Source organism: Cytobacillus oceanisediminis, from assembly GCF_022811925.1.
GTDB classification, from domain to species: domain Bacteria; phylum Bacillota; class Bacilli; order Bacillales; family Cytobacillaceae; genus Cytobacillus; species Cytobacillus oceanisediminis_D.
Genome location: NZ_CP065511.1, coordinates 2,763,710 through 2,780,093, shown reverse-complemented (window position 1 = coordinate 2,780,093; position 16,384 = coordinate 2,763,710). Strand labels below are relative to the sequence as shown.

21 protein-coding genes and 1 riboswitch are annotated in these 16,384 nt (G+C 41.0%); of the genes, 14 read left to right on the top strand and 7 right to left on the bottom strand.

Annotation, left to right across the window (positions count from 1 at the left end; all coding sequences use genetic code 11):
- The first annotated feature begins 9 nt into the window (after positions 1 to 9).
- From thiM to IRB79_RS14040, 12 genes are all read left to right on the top strand, one after another.
- Positions 10 to 822, top strand: coding sequence for a hydroxyethylthiazole kinase (gene thiM / locus IRB79_RS14095; protein WP_243503101.1), 813 nt, complete (start codon positions 10 to 12; stop codon positions 820 to 822).
- A 12-nt stretch (positions 823 to 834) separates the two neighbouring features.
- Positions 835 to 1,659 (top strand): bifunctional hydroxymethylpyrimidine kinase/phosphomethylpyrimidine kinase, encoded by an 825-nt coding sequence (gene thiD / locus IRB79_RS14090; protein ID WP_243503100.1) that lies wholly within the window; start codon positions 835 to 837, stop codon positions 1,657 to 1,659.
- Positions 1,649 to 2,305: a thiamine phosphate synthase gene (thiE, locus tag IRB79_RS14085; RefSeq protein ID WP_243503099.1), complete on the top strand. Its 657-nt coding sequence runs from the start codon at positions 1,649 to 1,651 to the stop codon at positions 2,303 to 2,305. The genes thiD and thiE overlap by 11 nt, the downstream gene beginning before the upstream one ends.
- Positions 2,306 to 2,417: 112 nt before the next feature.
- Positions 2,418 to 2,732, top strand: a complete 315-nt coding sequence (locus IRB79_RS14080) for a hypothetical protein (protein WP_243503098.1) — start codon at positions 2,418 to 2,420, stop codon at positions 2,730 to 2,732.
- 143 nt (positions 2,733 to 2,875) lie between these two features.
- Positions 2,876 to 3,631: an exodeoxyribonuclease III gene (gene xth, locus IRB79_RS14075; RefSeq protein WP_243503097.1), complete on the top strand. Its 756-nt coding sequence runs from the start codon at positions 2,876 to 2,878 to the stop codon at positions 3,629 to 3,631.
- Between the two features lie 85 nt (positions 3,632 to 3,716).
- Positions 3,717 to 3,995: a replicative helicase loader/inhibitor gene (locus IRB79_RS14070; protein WP_243503096.1), complete on the top strand. Its 279-nt coding sequence runs from the start codon at positions 3,717 to 3,719 to the stop codon at positions 3,993 to 3,995.
- A gap of 62 nt (positions 3,996 to 4,057) precedes the next feature.
- A riboswitch (guanidine-I (ykkC/yxkD leader) is annotated at positions 4,058 to 4,157 on the top strand.
- 73 nt (positions 4,158 to 4,230) lie between these two features.
- Complete coding sequence (locus IRB79_RS14065; protein ID WP_243503095.1) at positions 4,231 to 4,563, top strand: DMT family transporter; 333 nt, start codon at positions 4,231 to 4,233, stop codon at positions 4,561 to 4,563.
- Positions 4,560 to 4,874, top strand: coding sequence for a DMT family transporter (locus IRB79_RS14060; protein WP_243503094.1), 315 nt, complete (start codon positions 4,560 to 4,562; stop codon positions 4,872 to 4,874). The genes IRB79_RS14065 and IRB79_RS14060 overlap by 4 nt, the downstream gene beginning before the upstream one ends.
- Positions 4,875 to 4,913: 39 nt before the next feature.
- A complete protein-coding gene (locus IRB79_RS14055) occupies positions 4,914 to 5,984 on the top strand; it encodes an undecaprenyldiphospho-muramoylpentapeptide beta-N-acetylglucosaminyltransferase (RefSeq protein ID WP_243503093.1) in 1,071 nt (356 codons plus the stop codon).
- Between the two features lie 162 nt (positions 5,985 to 6,146).
- Positions 6,147 to 6,533, top strand: coding sequence for a DUF302 domain-containing protein (locus IRB79_RS14050; RefSeq protein WP_243503092.1), 387 nt, complete (start codon positions 6,147 to 6,149; stop codon positions 6,531 to 6,533).
- Positions 6,534 to 6,650: 117 nt separating this feature from the next.
- Complete coding sequence (locus IRB79_RS14045) at positions 6,651 to 7,499, top strand: P-loop NTPase family protein (RefSeq protein WP_243503091.1); 849 nt, start codon at positions 6,651 to 6,653, stop codon at positions 7,497 to 7,499.
- Positions 7,500 to 7,910, top strand: a complete 411-nt coding sequence (locus IRB79_RS14040) for an HIT family protein (protein WP_243503090.1) — start codon at positions 7,500 to 7,502, stop codon at positions 7,908 to 7,910.
- Between the two features lie 32 nt (positions 7,911 to 7,942).
- Here IRB79_RS14040 and IRB79_RS14035 read toward each other — a convergent pair whose 3' ends face one another.
- The gene (locus IRB79_RS14035) at positions 7,943 to 8,956 is read right to left on the bottom strand and encodes an AI-2E family transporter (protein ID WP_431833388.1); all 1,014 of its coding nucleotides are present in this window, start codon (positions 8,954 to 8,956) and stop codon (positions 7,943 to 7,945) included.
- A 38-nt stretch (positions 8,957 to 8,994) separates the two neighbouring features.
- Positions 8,995 to 9,309, bottom strand: coding sequence for a hypothetical protein (locus IRB79_RS14030; protein ID WP_243503088.1), 315 nt, complete (start codon positions 9,307 to 9,309; stop codon positions 8,995 to 8,997).
- A 107-nt stretch (positions 9,310 to 9,416) separates the two neighbouring features.
- On the opposite strand from IRB79_RS14030, the gene IRB79_RS14025 reads away from it, so the two are divergent.
- Together IRB79_RS14025 and IRB79_RS14020 are read left to right on the top strand one after the other, a co-directional pair.
- A complete protein-coding gene (locus tag IRB79_RS14025; protein WP_243503087.1) occupies positions 9,417 to 10,262 on the top strand; it encodes an SDR family oxidoreductase in 846 nt (281 codons plus the stop codon).
- 169 nt (positions 10,263 to 10,431) lie between these two features.
- Complete coding sequence (locus IRB79_RS14020) at positions 10,432 to 11,574, top strand: metallophosphoesterase (protein WP_243503086.1); 1,143 nt, start codon at positions 10,432 to 10,434, stop codon at positions 11,572 to 11,574.
- A gap of 25 nt (positions 11,575 to 11,599) precedes the next feature.
- On the opposite strand, the gene IRB79_RS14015 is transcribed toward IRB79_RS14020, so the two are convergent.
- From IRB79_RS14015 to pxpB, 5 genes are all read right to left on the bottom strand, one after another.
- Complete coding sequence (locus IRB79_RS14015) at positions 11,600 to 12,391, bottom strand: putative hydro-lyase (RefSeq protein ID WP_243503085.1); 792 nt, start codon at positions 12,389 to 12,391, stop codon at positions 11,600 to 11,602.
- Positions 12,392 to 12,411: 20 nt separating this feature from the next.
- The gene (locus IRB79_RS14010; protein ID WP_243503084.1) at positions 12,412 to 13,602 is read right to left on the bottom strand and encodes an NRAMP family divalent metal transporter; all 1,191 of its coding nucleotides are present in this window, start codon (positions 13,600 to 13,602) and stop codon (positions 12,412 to 12,414) included.
- A 106-nt stretch (positions 13,603 to 13,708) separates the two neighbouring features.
- On the bottom strand, positions 13,709 to 14,479 hold the full coding sequence (locus IRB79_RS14005) for a LamB/YcsF family protein (protein WP_243503083.1): 771 nt from the start codon (positions 14,477 to 14,479) through the stop codon (positions 13,709 to 13,711).
- Position 14,480: 1 nt separating this feature from the next.
- The gene (locus tag IRB79_RS14000) at positions 14,481 to 15,491 is read right to left on the bottom strand and encodes a 5-oxoprolinase subunit C family protein (RefSeq protein WP_279401020.1); all 1,011 of its coding nucleotides are present in this window, start codon (positions 15,489 to 15,491) and stop codon (positions 14,481 to 14,483) included.
- Positions 15,488 to 16,198 carry a 5-oxoprolinase subunit PxpB gene (pxpB, locus tag IRB79_RS13995; protein ID WP_243503082.1) on the bottom strand — a complete coding sequence of 237 codons (711 nt, stop codon included), beginning with the start codon at positions 16,196 to 16,198 and terminating at the stop codon, positions 15,488 to 15,490. Before pxpB ends, IRB79_RS14000 begins: the two co-directional genes overlap by 4 nt.
- Positions 16,199 to 16,384: the final 186 nt, after the last annotated feature.

Here is a 16,384-nt window from a genome sequence, read left to right as displayed (position 1 = left end):
GGAATTTAGATGAACATTCAGGAGATTAGCAGTCTATTGGAAAAACTAAGAGATTCAAATCCTCTGGTACATAATATCACCAATGTGGTGGTAACCAACTTTACGGCAAATGGCCTGCTGGCAATCGGGGCATCACCTGTGATGGCATATGCACATGAAGAGGCAGCTGACATGGCTAAAATAGCTGGTGCATTGGTTCTCAATATGGGAACACTGACTGAAAAAGAAGTAAAAAGTATGCTCATAGCGGGCAAATCAGCAAATCAGCATGGGGTGCCAGTCATTTTTGACCCGGTTGGTGTCGGCGCCACGGCCTATCGCACAGAAACAGCTCAAAGAATAGTAGAAGAATTAAATATTACCATCATAAGAGGCAATGCTGCAGAAATTGCCAACGCTGCAGGACAGAAATGGAGTATAAAGGGCGTAGATGCAGTTGAAGCAGCAGGAAATACTTCAGAGCTTGCTATGTCGGCAGCAAAAGAACTTGGTGCAGTCACTGTTATTACAGGAAAACAGGATATCGTTTCAGATGGAAGATCCACTTTTGCCATTAACAATGGCCATCCTCTTCTAACGAAAGTAACGGGTGCCGGATGTCTTCTTACTTCTGTAATAGGAGCTTTCGCTGCTGTTGAAAAGGATCCTGTAAAAGCGGCAGTAACTTCATTGGTTGTTTATGGCACTGCTGCAGAAATCGCTGCAGAAAAATCGGATGGCAAAGGCCCAGGCACTTTCCAAATCGAGTTTTTGAATAGCTTATATAACATTTCTGCTGCAGATGTTGAATCATATGGCTCTTTTGAAAAAACGATCGGATAGGAGGCAATATAAATGAAAGTGAACAAAGCTTTAACCATAGCGGGTTCGGATAGCGGCGGCGGCGCGGGCATTCAGGCAGACTTAAAAACATTTCAGGAACTCGGTGTTTTCGGCATGTCTGCTTTGACTGCGGTGACCGCTCAAAACACCAAGGGCGTTCAGGGAGTCTATCCAATGACAGCAGGGGCAGTTTCTGCTCAAATTCAGTCGATAGGAGAAGACCTCAGACCTGACGCTGTGAAGACAGGAATGCTTTTTAGCGCAGATATAATCGGGAGTGTTTCCAATGAAATTGTGAGATACGGATGGAAAAATGTCGTCATTGATCCAGTGATGATTGCAAAGGGAGGAGCAAGTCTTCTTCAGAATGAAGCGATATTAGCGATGAAAAAGCATCTTATACCGCTCTCTATGGTGATTACCCCGAATATTCCAGAGGCAGAGGTATTAACGGACATAAGTATTCGTTCACTGGAGGATAAAAGAGAAGCAGCAAAAAGACTGCATTACCTTGGAGCGAAAAATGTCATCATAAAAGGCGGCCATGATGAAGCAAAAGACATAGCAGCAGACCTTCTATTTGACGGAGAAAGTTTTTCGGAATTTAAGAGCAACAGAATACAAACAGCCAACACACATGGAACAGGCTGCACTTTTTCGGCTGCAATCACCGCTGGCCTCGCTGACGGTCTTACCGTGCCAGAAGCTGTTGATCGGGCAAAAAAATTCATCCAGGCAGCAATTGAATATGAATTGGGAATTGGCAGCGGTCATGGACCTACCAATCACTGGGCGTTCAATAGAAGAAAGAAGGAGACTGAAGTATATGGCTGTTAATCCGCAGGCAATGAGAAACTTATTAAAAGTATACTTCATAATGGGCAGCACAAATTGCCATCATGATCCTGAAAAAGTCCTTCAATCAGCCATCAAAGGAGGCATAACGTTATTTCAATTCCGTGAAAAAGGAGCAGGATGCCTTCATGGTAAAGAAAAGGAATCGCTCGCAAAAAAGCTTCAAGCATTCTGCAAAGAGAGCAATATCCCTTTTATTGTAAATGATGATATTGAATTGGCACTTAAAATAAATGCAGATGGTGTCCATATAGGCCAGGACGATGAAGCAGCCGATGTGGTCCGCAGGAAAATTGGCAGCAAAATCCTGGGAGTCTCAGTGCACAGCATGAAGGAAGCGGAAACAGCGATCCGTCAAGGCGCAGATTACCTTGGCATAGGGCCTATTTATCCGACATCCACAAAGGAAGATGCAAAAGCCGTTCAGGGTCTTACTTTTTTGACAGAATTGAGAACTGCTGATATCCAAATTCCTGTTGTAGGAATAGGCGGAATTACTTCTGAAAATACACCTCCCATTATTAAGGCAGGAGCGGACGGTGTTTCTGTCATTTCTGCAATCAGCCAGGCGGATTCACCTGAAAAAGCAGCCACGCAGTTATATGATGCAGTAAATAGACGAATGTGAAATGTCCGCTGATTTGAGCATTTATTATGGTATGGAGGTTTGAAATTCTCAGGTTTATCCCAATCTATTGAGGGTAGCTCACTAACAACAATAGAAACAGAGGGATAAACAATTGAAAAAGTGGATGGAATCAGGACTCTATATTCAAATGGCCGCCGTATTGCTGGTCGTCTATTATGGCTTCGTTTCAGGATTTGTAGCTGCAGAAACTAAAATGACTGAATACGAAGGGGAGATAGATGAAAAATATCGGCAGACTGCGGTTGATAATTACCTAAGCAACTTTAGCACGCATGAAGAATATTGGATTCGGCTGGATAATGGCAAATCCTTTGAGCTGACGGCAACATTATATGAAAGTATTAAGCGGGGTGAAAAGGTCAAATTAGTGCAGATGAATGCCGGAACCATAATATTCAAGCAATAGGTCACTCTTTTCAAAGTATGATACATTTACCCGTATTTTGTTGATTGCCGTTCACGTTACAGTACTTTAACTGTGCAAGTAATGAATATCCATGATAATGTTGTAAACAGGCAGATTTTTTAACATAAGGAGATATAATAGCAATGAAACTTGTTTCATGGAATGTGAATGGCATAAGGGCATGTGTGAAAAAAGGATTCATGGATTACTTCAAAGAAGTGGATGCAGACATATTTTGCATTCAGGAATCCAAACTGCAGGAAGGACAGATCGAGCTCATACTGGAAGGCTATCACCAATACTGGAATTATGCGATAAAAAAAGGGTATTCCGGTACAGCTATTTTCACAAAAAAAGAACCGCTTTCTGTTCGCTATGGAGTGGGCGATGACGAAACAGAACCTGAAGGCAGGATTCTCACGCTTGAGTATGATGGCTTTTATCTCGTTAATGTCTATACTCCGAATTCACAGCGTGACCTGGCCCGGCTTCCTTACCGTCTTGAGTGGGAAGAGCGGATTCGGGAGTATTTACTCGGCCTGGATCAGATTAAACCTGTGATCATGTGCGGTGACTTAAACGTGGCTCATTTCGAAAAAGATTTAAAAAATGCTAAATCCAACAGAGGCAACTCAGGTTTTACGGATGAAGAACGGGCAAAAATGACCAGATTGCTTAGTTGTGGGTTTGTTGATGCATTCCGCTATAAATATCCTGAAGCTGAGGGAGCTTATACCTGGTGGTCGTATATGGCCAAGGTTAGAGAGCGGAATATCGGCTGGCGGATTGATTATTTCATCGTGTCCGAAAAGCTAAAAGAAAGAATACTAGATTCAGAGATTCACTGCGACATTATGGGCAGCGATCATTGCCCGGTAGCGCTTGAATTGAATATGTAAAGCGAAACCCCTGTGGAGATGCAGGGGTTTTGTTTTAGTAAAACAGGCAATAATTGAATTAACATAATAATAAAGGATTGGTAAAATGAACAAAACAGAGATGCTGAAGCTTTTTGTTCTTATTGAAAGAATATATCCCAATTTTCGGATCAAAAACGATATCGTTCATTATTATTTTGAATATTGCCGGGAATTCGACTATGAGATGGCTTTGAGCTGTATAATAGGTCATATTAGGAGAAGCCCCTATCCGCCATCAATCAGTCATATTGCATCCATGTGCTCATTGCATTCTTTATCAGCTGAAATATCAGACAGCCGGAATTGGGAAAAAGAATATGTCCTTGCTAATCATGTGTCTTGATATTTCCATTAATTATTATGGAAAATCTATTTTTATTTTGTTATAATGCCAGTAAATCTAATAAAAAGGTTTTCTAGGGTTCCGCAGCAGCTGCTGGCCTGGTCCGAGAGAAAACTCATAGCTATTAAAGCTATGCCACGGAAGGATAAAAGCCTGGGAGATACTGTTCATCAGATATCTTCCGGGCTTTTTTCTTTTTTCCGGGAATACTATTCGTTTAAAAGGGGCTGATTTCATGCAGTGGCTGAAGGTATTTATAGCCGCATTTTTTGAAGTGTTTTGGGTGATTGGTTTGAAGCATGCGGATGATCCATTATCATGGACAGGGACCATCCTATGCATAGCAGTCAGTTTTTATTTGATGATAATGGCTGGCAAAGTCCTGCCTGTGGGAACTGTTTATGCTGTCTTTGTGGGCTTAGGCACTGCTGGTACAGTTTTATCTGAAATTATATTTTTCGGAGAGCCTTTGAAATTATCCAAAATAATTCTTGTTCTTATTTTGTTATTAGGTGTTCTGGGTTTAAAGCTAGTGACAAATGAAGATAAAGGAGCTGAAAGTTCATGAGCTGGGTGTTTCTAATTCTTGCTGGACTTTTTGAAATGACAGGTGTCACCATGATTAACAGCTGGCACAAAAAACGGAATTGGCAATCATTATTCCTGCTGGTTGGCGGTTTTGGCGCCAGCTTCTTGTTCCTTGCGCTAGCCATGAAAGAACTGCCGATGGGTACAGCTTATGCGGTCTGGACCGGAATTGGTGCAGCTGGAGGAGCCATTCTAGGCATGATTTTGTACGGAGAGCCCAAAGATGCCAAACGGATATTTTTTATTTCAATGGTATTAAGTGCAGCAATCGGGCTTAAACTTGTATCTTAGATATATAATGGAATTAAAAATTGGATAGGCAGGTAGGACATGAAGAAAAATACGATTGTTTTTACAGGGGGCGGCTCTGCCGGGCATGTGACTCCGAATATCGCCATAATAAATGAACTTTCCCAAGAAGAATGGGATATTCGCTATATCGGTTCGATAAAAGGAATCGAAAAAGAATTGATTTCTGAGATTAACATACCTTATTACGGAATTAGCAGCGGAAAACTCCGCCGCTACATGGATAAAGAAAATGCAAAAGATCTATTTCGTGTGTTAAGAGGGATTATAGAAGCTCGAAAGCTGCTCAAAAGGCTGAAGCCAAAGCTTGTATTTTCAAAAGGCGGATTTGTATCGGTGCCTGTTATTATTGCGGCAAGCTCATTAAAAATACCAATTTATATCCATGAAAGTGATCTGACTCCAGGACTTGCAAACAAAATTTCTCAGCGGTTTGCAGACAGGATTTTTACTTCATTCGATGAAGCTGCAGCACATTTTCCTGCACGAAAGACGACGGCCATAGGATCTCCGATCAGAAGGGAAATCTTCTCAGGTGATAAGGAGAGAGGAAGGGAGTTTCTTGGATTTACGGATGAAAGACCAATTATGACTGTAATGGGAGGCAGTCTGGGGGCTAAGAAAATTAATGAAACTATCAGGGAAGCCCTTCCGGAGCTGACTTCTAGATACCAAATTGTTCATCTATGCGGCAAAGGGCAGAAGGATGAGAGTTTAATAAATAGTAAAGGCTACAGACAATTCGAATACATTAGCAATGAGCTTGCTGATATCCTCGCTGCTACAGATACAGTCGTCACCAGGGGAGGATCCAATGCCATTTTTGAATTCCTGGCTTTAAAAATCCCAATGCTCATCATCCCTCTAACCAAAAAACAAAGCAGGGGAGACCAAATACTAAACGCTGAATCTTTCTTAAAAAAAGGATTCTCCCTTACATTGGATGAAGAGAACTTAACAAAAGACAGCCTGCTTGAATCCCTGGATAAACTCGAAAAAAGAAGAGGGCAAATCATTAATAACATGCAAGCCTCCCCAATGAGCGATGCACTAACTGTTTTGATAAAGGAAATTAACAAACACCGCAGTTAATTTTGAGTGCAGGCTTTTATATGATCATGGCGACGAAAACTCAGCGGCTCACCTTAAAATGGTCGCTATAAATATCTCAAGGCAGTTCTCCAAAAAAATATTCCATAGTAAAAAAGCAGCAGTCTGTTCATATTAAGAAGGAAATAAAAAGAGGTGACTGCCATGAATTTTGCTTACACTATTGAAACGGAGAAATCCATTGAAGAAGCAATTACCGCATTGGAAACACATTTAGAAGATGAAAAGTTTGGTGTGCTTTGGACTTTTGATATTAAAGAAAAACTTGAAGAAAAGGGGTTTCATCTGGAAGAGGAATTTAAGGTGCTTGAAGTCTGTAATCCGCAGGAGGCGGAGCGAGTATTGAAAGAAGATAAAATAGTTGGATATTTTCTCCCCTGTAAAATCGTGGTATATAAAGAAGGCGGCAAAACGAAGATAGGGCTGCCAAGGCCAAGCGCGTTAATAAGCATGATTGATAACCAGAATCTAAAAGAAATGGCAACAGATATAGAGAAGCGCATAATTGCCTGTCTGGAAAAATCTGTTTAATACTTTTCCGGCAATAAAATAAACCTCATCCGAACTACAAACAGTTATAATGCTGTTTGTTTTTCTTTTTATACATTACAATAGAATGGAAATTCTAAATATTGTGAAGGTGATTCAATGGATTCAAAACTAATTTTAATCGAGGGTCTTCCTGGTTCAGGAAAATCCACTACTGCAAGATTGGTTCATGAAGTTTTGATGCAAAAGGGTATCGAGTCAGAGCTATTCTGCGAAGGTGATCTGGATCACCCGGCAGATTATGAGAGCGTCTCCTTTTTTGAGAATGACGAGTGGCATCGTTTGCTGGGAGAATACAGTTCATTTAGAGACCAAATTATCGAAAAAAGCTATCTGGAAAATAATGGCTATTTATTGCCGTATAAAAAGCTTGGACCTGATATTCCAGACACATTTTATGAAAAAGTATTTAAAAATGATATCTATGAGCTTCCTTTGGATCAAAATATGAAACTTATAATCAAAAATTGGGAACGATTTTCCAATCGAGCTGCCAGCGGCAAAAAAGTACATATTTTTGAATGCTGTTTTATACAGAATCCTGTTACAGTTGGAATGATTAAATATGGAGCTCCACCTACAAAGGTTCGGAATTATGTATTAGCATTGGAAAATTCGGTGAAAAAGCTGAATCCGATTTTAATTTATATCAGTCAGGATAACCTTGACTTTTCGTTCAAGAAAGCGTTAAAAGAACGGCCTCAATCCTGGTCTGAAGGTTTTATCAATTATTATACCAATCAAGGATATGGAAAGAAAAATCATTTAAGCGGGGCAGAAGGCACTTTAAAGGTTCTTAAAGCAAGGAGACAGGCTGAAGAGGAAATCTTGAAGGAGCTGTCTATCCGAAAGGCTGTAATCAATAACTCTGCATATGATGAGCATTCACATAAAGCCGCTTTGGAGAATTTGCTGATCAATCACCCCGCAAAGAAAGGAAATAATTAAATGCCGTATCAGGATCATTGTCCTTTTTGCAGTCCGCACAAGGACCTTCTCCAAAATATCATTTTTGAAAACAGCACTTGTTATTTTCTTCAGCACGATAAAGAACAGGATGTATTGGAGGGCTGCGGGGTCATAGTGCCAAAAGCGCATCATTCCGATGCCTTTCACCTAACGGCGGAAGAGTGGAAAGATACATATGAACTTCTGCAAAAAGCTAAAGATTATTTAGATAAAAAGTATGCACCAGATGGATATACTCTTGGCTGGAATGTGGGGGAAGCTTCAAATCAATCCATTCTTCACAGCCATCTGCACGTCATACCCAGATATAATGATGAACCACACGCAGGAAAAGGGCTCAGGCATTGGCTGAAGCAGCCCGATAATAAAAGGAGATTTCTGAAAAGATGAAAAAACACACAGCGGGACTGTGTGTTTTTAAATTACTGTATTTTCGGCGGATTGCTCTTGACTTCAAGAACATCCAGCATAAATACAAACACTGGTATACCGACGATTAATCCCCATACTCCGAAGAAATGTTCAGAGAAAATCAGGACAATAAAGGTATAAAAGACAGGCAAATCCGTTTTGGAAGACATAAGCTTCGGATTTAAAATATACGCTTCAATGGCGTGGATAACCATAATGACAAGTACTATATAAAATACTTGGATGAATCCGCCGAGAGAATAGGCGATTGTACATAGCGGGACAAGCGAAATAATGACACCTGCTACTGGGATTAATCCCAGCAGGAAAATAAGAATTGACAATCCCATTAGCTGAGGAAAGTCCATGATCCATAGTGCAAGTGTTGTCAGGATGCAATTGACTGTGGCAATAACAAACTGCGCCTCGATTACCTTTCCGAATGTTTGCACAAATTTACTTCCGAAATACTCGATTTCATTATAAAAGTCAGCGATTTTGCTGTGTTTAAATTTCAAGGTGAATTCGATAAGTTTCGGTTTCTCAAGCAGGAAAAACAAACTAAGTATTAGAGACAGCAATACCTGGATGGCAATATGACTAATATCGGAAAAATATTGAAGCAGGAACGCAAAGCCCTGTTCAAGATATTTAGTAATTTCATTTGTTTCGAGCATTTGAACAATATATGTAATTACTATATTGTCATGTTTTTGGGTGTAAAAGCTTTCAACCTGTTTAAACAGCTGTGATATTTCAGATACAATTAAAGGGAGATACTTGATAATCCCTATAGAAAGCAGGCCGATAATTCCCATATAAAGGGTTATGACCGTCAGTTTCCTATTCAGTTTAAATCTCGATAGGACAAGTTTCACAAGCCTATCCATCAAAAATGAAAATATAAATGTAATCAGAATTAAATTAATCATGCTCCTCAGCAGGTAAAGAGCCAGGACAATAATTCCAAAAATAATGAATCGTTTTATGCCGTTATTATTTAAAATTGATTTAATCGTTTCCAATTTCATTCCCCCACACTTTTTTAAGTTTCTTTAAAATTTCATGAAATGCGGAGATAATTACTCTGGAACATATAGGGAATCATGTATTCATTACTTCTGTGAATTGCACGGGAATTTAGCGCCTGAAAATGGGTCCGGTATACTTTATAATAGGTCAGCTTCGCCGTTAATTTTACTGCAGCTGCTAATGTGCTGCTCAATGCAGGGCTTTTTAGGGCAGGTGAATCAATAACAATGGCATGACCCTGCAGATGCACATTGAAATCAATCGGCTCCTGGCTTTGCTGCACAGATGAAGACAAACCGGATACAAGCAGGAAAATGCTGAAAAATATGTGTGCCACCTTGTTCATCCTCTTATTATCAATATATTTACTATTTTATAATACTTTTTCATTTAATTATATATCTATTTACAATCGAAATGGAAAAATTCATTACGTAGAAAGGATGATGATAGTTGGATAGGAAATATGCTGCCATTACCGGCTGTTCCAGCGGATTTGGAACCTTGATGGCCATTGAGCTGGCAAAGAATGATTTTCAAGTTATTGCAACAATGAGAAACACGGCTAAAAGCAAAATGTTAATGGAGAAAGCTAGACAAGAGGGAGTTCATGAACAGATATCCATTCACGAATTGGATGTCACCTCATCCTCATCCATTGAAAGCTTTAAAAACCTGCTCCTTCGATTGCCTTCGATTGATGTTTTAATCAATAATGCCGGCTATGCAGGGGCAGGATTTGCGGAAGAAATACCGCTGGAGGAGTATAGAAATCAATTTGAGACAAATGTTTTTGGGACGTTTGCAGTTACACAGGCGGTTTTGCCATTTATGCGCAAACAAAGAACAGGAACTATTTTAAATGTGAGTTCCATCAGCGGAAGAATCGGGTTTCCAGGCATATCGCCATATGCCGCATCGAAATTTGCTGTAGAAGGGTGGAGTGAATCACTTAGACTTGAAATGAAACCGTTTGGCGTAAATGTTGTGCTGATTGAGCCAGGATCTTTCAGGACTGGCATCTGGACAACAGGGAAGAAGATAGCGGAACCATCACTGAAAAAAGACTCACCTTATTATCCATATATGACAAAAATTCAAAATTACCTTGAACAAGGCGAGCCCTATTATGAAGATCCACTAATCGTTGCGAAAAAAGCAGTGAGCATTCTCAGGGAAAAAGAACCTGCACTCAGGTACCCAGTAGGAAAGGGTGTACGCACAAGAATACGCTCGAAAAATCTTCTGAACTGGAAAAGCTGGGAGAAAATCATATTAAAAACTCTCTACAAAGATTAATTAATATACAAATACACTGTAATTATTAATCCGACGATAAATAAAAGGATAAAAAATTTCAAAATTTTCCTTTTTTTATTCTTTTTTCTTAAGTCCCCAAACTCTGATTAATTTTCACGCATCTAGAGAAAATAAGAAAACTAATCTTTGATCATCTGGGGGAGATGGAATGAAAAAGGGAATGAAAAAATACTTAATCACGCTGTTATTATTCATAGCCCTGCTGATTGTCTGGAACCAGACGGAAGCTGAAGTATCCGGACCGCCAACCATCCATCTGCGCCTGATGGAAACCACTGATTTGCATGGAAACATGATTGGTTATGATTACGAAGACCGCAAAAAAACAGTGGAGTTTGGGCTTTCAAGAACGGCCAGCTTGATTAAACAGGCAAGAAATGAGTCTCCTAACTCCCTTCTATTTGATAATGGGGACATACTTGAAGGCAATGGACTCGACGAGTATGCCTATAGAAGCCATCCGCTTGACATGGCTAATGTCCATCCTGTTTTTAAAGCAATGAATACTTTGCTTTATGATGCTGCGACGGTGGGAAATCATGAATTTAATTATGGAATTGATTTTATGGAAGAAAGCCTCAGGGGAGCTAACTTTCCTTATGTCAATGCCAATATATATGTTGAAGACAGCAATCAGCTCGATGAGGATGATCTGAATTATTTTAATCCCTACACCATCATAGAGAAAGAAGTGACAGATACAGCCGGGGAGAAGCATAAGCTGAAAGTTGGAGTCATCGGCTTTATCACACCGATTGTTGCGGAATGGAATAAAGAGTATTTTCGCGGAAACCTTAAAGTGAAAAATATAAAGGAAACCGCCGAGCATTTTATTCCTATTATGAAAAGTAAAGGGGCAGATATCATTGTGGCTCTTGCCCATACCGGTCTCCAATCCGATAAAGGGCTGGATGAAAAAAAGGGCAATTCAGTCCATGCCCTCAGCAAGGTTAAAGGATTAGATGCCATTCTATTCGGGCACAGTCATTCTGTTTTTCCTGTCAAAGATGAACTGCAGAAGCTGCCTGGAATTGACTTAAAGGCTGGAACCATTAACGGAACAGCTGCTGTCCAGGCTGGATACTGGGGCAATCATCTTGGTCTGATTGATTTGAAAATTGTCTTTCAAGATAGCGAATGGAAAGTTAAAAGCAGTCTTTCGTCTATCAGGCCTGTTTACCGGACAATCAATAAAAAAAGCAGGGAAGTCATCCCCGCAGACCCATTAATTGAACAGATTATGAAAAAGGATCATAATGATGCCCTGAATTATTTGAAAAATAAAAAGTAAAAGGCGCCCATTGGACGCCTTTTTCCTATAAAACCGAAAACTCCTCATTTTTCAAATCAGTAATAAACATATGTCCCGGAGCATGTGTAATCATAATCTCAGGCTTCACATGCATGGCAACTGCCTGAGGTGTAACCCCGCAAGCCCAGAAAACTGGAACTTCACCATCCTTAATGGTTACAGGGTCGCCAAAATCAGGGCGCTGAATATTGTTAATGCCGATTGCTTCAGGATTTCCAATATGGACAGGGGCCCCATGGACAGATGGGAAGCGGCTTGTCACCTGTACAGCTCTAATGGCTTCCTTCTCTGTCATCGGACGCATACTCACTACCATTGGGCCTTCAAATTGGCCTGCACCCACACACCCAATATTGGTTTTATACATCGGGACATTTCGATTTTCCTCAATATGGCGGATAGGGATATTATTTTTGAGCAAGGCGTCTTCGAACGTAAAACTGCAACCGATCAAAAATGCTACCATATCATCATTCCAATAAGAGGTTATGTCTGAAAGCTCCTCAGCGAGCTCTCCGTTTTTATATACCCTGTATTTTGGCAGGTCGGTTCTAATATCAGCATTTGGAGCTGACAGCATCGGCACCGGTGAACCTGGTTCAGTCACATCAATGATTGGACAGGATTTAGGATTACGCTGGCAGAAGAGCAGAAATTCAAAGGCCAGCTCCTTTGGCAATATAGCCAGATTGGCTTGAATAAAGCCATTAGCCATTCCTGCAGTTGGTTTATTCCAATCCTGGACACGGATTAATTTGCGCGCCTCATCGGGATTCAATTGAGAAGGGGAGTTCATTTGAAAATCTCCTTTCATGCTTATTTAAATAGCTCAGGGATACCATTAATTAATGAATAAACCCCCATGTAAGACATGGCAATCACGATAATGATTCCAAAAATCGTCATCCAAAGTGGATGTTTATAATCGCCGACAATTTTGGTTTTATAAGCAGCAATCAGCATTACACCTAATGCAATTGGTAGAATAAGACCGTTTAAGGAACCAACTAAAACCAATATTTTTACCGGTTTTCCGATCAAAACAAAAACAAATGTAGAAATGGCGATAAAACCGACAATTACCCATTTATGATGTTTCTCGACAGCTGGGCTCAATGTCCGAATGAATGAGACCGATGTATAGGCTGCACCGACAACAGAAGTAATGGCAGCTGCCCACATAACTACTCCAAACATCTTATATCCAATATTGCCTGCTGCCAGCTGGAAGACAGAAGCAGGAGGGTTGGATGGATCGAGTGCAAGGCCCTGTGAAACCACACCTAGTGCCGCAAGAAACAGGAAGATACGCATAATGGATGCGATCCCGATTGCACTGACAGAGCTCTTTGTGACTTCCGGCAGAGCTTCTTTTCCTTTGACTCCAGCATCAATTAAGCGATGCCCGCCAGCGAAGGTAATATAACCGCCAACCGTTCCGCCGACAAGCGTAATAATGGCCAGGATATCAATTTTATCTGGCACAAACGTTTTGACAACAGCTTCACCAACAGGTGGCTGTGCAGTAAACATTACATAAAGAGTTAATCCAATCATGACAAATCCTAAAATCTGTGTGAAACGGTCCATTAATCTGCCCGCTTCTTTTACAAGAAAGATGCCGATTGCCAAAATTCCGCTTAAAAGGGCGCCCATTTCAGGGGATATGCCGAAAATAACATTTGTACCTAATCCGGCACCTGCAATATTCCCAATATTAAAAGCAAGACCGCCCATGACAATCAGGGCAGCAAGGAAATGACCAAGACCCGGAAGAACATCATTGGCAATATCCTGTGCGCGTTTTTCAGAAACGGCAATGATTCTCCAGATATTCATCTGTGCACCAATATCGATAATAATAGAAATTAAAATTACAAACCCAAAACTCGCAAGCAGGTTTTCTGTAAATACTGTTGTTTGTGTCAGGAAGCCTGGTCCAATGGCAGAAGTGGCCATAAGGAATGCGGCACCAAGCAGTAGACTGGCATTTGATTGCTTTTTCATATATTTCCCCCAATGTTTGTCTTTTTTGATGTAACCGTGTTAATTAAATACCCGGAAGCACCCATGAAGTAGCACCAATTTTTCATTATCTCCATTAATACCGATTTTATTTCAAAAACTCGCTGATTTTTGCTACCTGAATTCCCGCTTCATTCAATGCCTTCGGAATATATTGGGCAAATTCAAGTGCGCTTTCCCCGTCACCATGGATGCATATTGTATTGGCCTCAATGGAAACGTCAGTGCCCTGGACAGAATTAACTTTTCCTTCCTTGACCATGCGGATTACCTGATTTACAGCGGCACTATGATCTGTAATAAGGGCATTGCTTTCCCTTCTTGAAGTAAGTGATCCATCCTCCTGGTAGGTACGGTCTGAGAACACTTCATTTGCAGAGCGGAGTCCAATTTTCCTGCCGGCTTTTACTAATTCACTGCCTGAGAGCCCGAAAAGAATCAGTTCAGGATCCACTTTATAAACCGCTTCTGCGATTGCTTCTGATAACGGTGCGCTTTTTGAGGCCATGTTGAATAATGCACCGTGTGGTTTTACATGCTGAAGCTTTCCGCCTTCTGATTTAACAAAAGCATACAAAGCGCCAATTTGATAGACCACTAAGTCATAAGCTTCCTGAGGGGTTATGTTAATATCCCTACGTCCGAATCCATGCAGATCCTGGAGTCCCGGATGGACACCCAGGCCGACATTCTTCTCAAGTGCCATCTTAACTGTTTTTCGCATGGTCGCAGGGTCGCCGGCATGAAAGCCGCATGCAATATTGGCAGAAGTAATATGTTCCAGAATTTCCTCATCGCGCCCCATCTTGTATGAGCCAAAGCTTTCTCCCATATCACAATTAATGTCTACAATGTGCATCTTAATTTCCTCCTCTGGTTTTTAAAAAAATCCCTTGCTTTAATTCCTTTAATTTCATTTCTCTATTAATTAATAACTGCTGTGCCTGTTCATTTGATATTTCTGCAAAACTTAGGGTGTCTCCGGGTTTGGCCTGCGCCAGAAGTGGAAGATCGACAGCAGCAACCTGTCCAATTTTTGGGTAACCCCCAGTTGTTTGCCTGTCAGCCAGCAATACAATCGGATTTCCATCCGGAGGAACTTGAATGGAACCAAAATTTACGGCCTCAGATATTTGTTCAGCATGTTCTGATAGCAGAAGGGCAGGGCCTTTCAGTCTGTACCCCATCCTGTCCGATTGTGCGGTCACTTCAAAGGCATGATTTAAAAGCTGAACCTTGCTTTCATTAGAAAATAAATCAAATTGGCGGCCCCTGGTTATTCTGATTTCAGGATTTGCCGCTGTGTCCGGTATGAGATCTGATGCAATACCCCAGTCGTTTTCAGCAAAAGTCCTATCAAGGCTCTGTTTTGTCAAATACTCCGTCATTTTCAATGACTGGAGTGAAGGTTTGCCGGTTTCCAGCAGATCCCCTGGCTTTAATGCCCTGCCTTTATAACCGCCAAGACTAGCGCGCAGGTATGTAGATTTGCTGTTCATTACTTCAGGTACGGCAAATCCGCCCGCGGCAGCCAGATAGGCTCGGCACCCTTTATGACATCGGCCGAATTTAAGTTCACTGCCTTTTTTCACAAAAACAGATCTCCATGTCCGAACAGGCTGGCCATTGATGGAAGGGGAAAGGTCCCCGCCGCAAATCGAAATTAATGTATCTTCTTCAAATGTTAGTATTGGACCCATCATCGTTATTTCTAGTACAGGATCATTTTCTTCGTTTCCCGCGAGAAGATTGGCCATCCGATGCGAAAAAGGGTCCATGGCCCCGCTGGCAATCACGCCAAACTTTTGATAGCCGGTTCTCCCCAGGTCCTGAATGCTTGAAAGGAGTCCAGGCTTTACGACTTTAATCATTGTTCCGCCTCCTCCCAATGGTAGTATTCTTCCAGACTGATTGACTTGAATTTGATTTTGTCGCCTGCTTTCAAGAGGGTAGGGGATTCATCCATCGGCCGAAACAATTTAACAGGAGTACGTCCAATCAGCTGCCAGCCGCCTGGCGTCTCAATGGGGTAAATCCCTGTCTGCATTCCGGCAATCCCTACCGTACGCTCGGGAATCTTTAAACGCGGCGTATCCCGTCTTGGTGCGGCAATTTGTTCTGACATTCCGCCAATAAAAGGGAATCCTGGGGCAAATCCAATCATATAGACCAGGTAACTGCCTGAAGAGTGAATTTCAATTACTTCTTCAGGAGTAATCCCATTATGCTCCGCAACAAAATCAAGATCCGGCCCGAATTCTCCACCATAGCATACCGGGATTTCAACGATTTGAGGTTCCGATGCATCATTTTCAGTTAGCTCTTCAATAAGCGGTTTTATTAGTGAACACACGAAATCAAACGGGAGCTGGCCATTTGAAAGCTGATAAGCCTCAATTGGATTATAAAAAATGCTTACAGTTGTATAAGCAGGTATGTATTCAATCATCCATTCTGGCGGATGTTTTTCGAGAAAGGCAGTCAGCGACTGAACTTTCTGATGTGTTTCCTGGCTGATCTCTTTCCCAAGCTCAATAAGAACAGCATCATCCCCCAATGGGTGTAAAGTGTATCTCATGATTTCACCAGCTTTCAAAGTAAATTTGTTGACCTGAGGAATAAAATATTATTCGGTAATAATAAATATTCATTTTCGTTCAAAAGAAATACATTCATTATTCTTTCCTAAAAAAAGGTAAAGTCATGTCTTTTAACGCTAGAACGAAAAAATTTATTAGTAAAGTTATATATTTATGCAAAGTCC

Coding starts and splice junctions, on each gene's coding strand:
- IRB79_RS14015 (WP_243503085.1), bottom strand. CDS start 12,391: ATGAACTCCCCTTCTCAATTGAATCCCGATGAGGCGCGCAAATTAATC.
- IRB79_RS14055 (WP_243503093.1), top strand. CDS start 4,914: ATGAAGAAAAATACGATTGTTTTTACAGGGGGCGGCTCTGCCGGGCAT.
- xth (WP_243503097.1), top strand. CDS start 2,876: ATGAAACTTGTTTCATGGAATGTGAATGGCATAAGGGCATGTGTGAAA.
- thiE (WP_243503099.1), top strand. CDS start 1,649: ATGGCTGTTAATCCGCAGGCAATGAGAAACTTATTAAAAGTATACTTC.
- IRB79_RS14070 (WP_243503096.1), top strand. CDS start 3,717: ATGAACAAAACAGAGATGCTGAAGCTTTTTGTTCTTATTGAAAGAATA.
- thiD (WP_243503100.1), top strand. CDS start 835: ATGAAAGTGAACAAAGCTTTAACCATAGCGGGTTCGGATAGCGGCGGC.
- thiM (WP_243503101.1), top strand. CDS start 10: ATGAACATTCAGGAGATTAGCAGTCTATTGGAAAAACTAAGAGATTCA.
- IRB79_RS14065 (WP_243503095.1), top strand. CDS start 4,231: ATGCAGTGGCTGAAGGTATTTATAGCCGCATTTTTTGAAGTGTTTTGG.
- IRB79_RS14030 (WP_243503088.1), bottom strand. CDS start 9,309: ATGAACAAGGTGGCACACATATTTTTCAGCATTTTCCTGCTTGTATCC.
- IRB79_RS14010 (WP_243503084.1), bottom strand. CDS start 13,602: ATGAAAAAGCAATCAAATGCCAGTCTACTGCTTGGTGCCGCATTCCTT.
- IRB79_RS14040 (WP_243503090.1), top strand. CDS start 7,500: ATGCCGTATCAGGATCATTGTCCTTTTTGCAGTCCGCACAAGGACCTT.
- pxpB (WP_243503082.1), bottom strand. CDS start 16,198: ATGAGATACACTTTACACCCATTGGGGGATGATGCTGTTCTTATTGAG.
- IRB79_RS14050 (WP_243503092.1), top strand. CDS start 6,147: ATGAATTTTGCTTACACTATTGAAACGGAGAAATCCATTGAAGAAGCA.
- IRB79_RS14005 (WP_243503083.1), bottom strand. CDS start 14,479: ATGCACATTGTAGACATTAATTGTGATATGGGAGAAAGCTTTGGCTCA.
- IRB79_RS14020 (WP_243503086.1), top strand. CDS start 10,432: ATGAAAAAGGGAATGAAAAAATACTTAATCACGCTGTTATTATTCATA.
- IRB79_RS14000 (WP_279401020.1), bottom strand. CDS start 15,491: ATGATTAAAGTCGTAAAGCCTGGACTCCTTTCAAGCATTCAGGACCTG.
- IRB79_RS14060 (WP_243503094.1), top strand. CDS start 4,560: ATGAGCTGGGTGTTTCTAATTCTTGCTGGACTTTTTGAAATGACAGGT.
- IRB79_RS14045 (WP_243503091.1), top strand. CDS start 6,651: ATGGATTCAAAACTAATTTTAATCGAGGGTCTTCCTGGTTCAGGAAAA.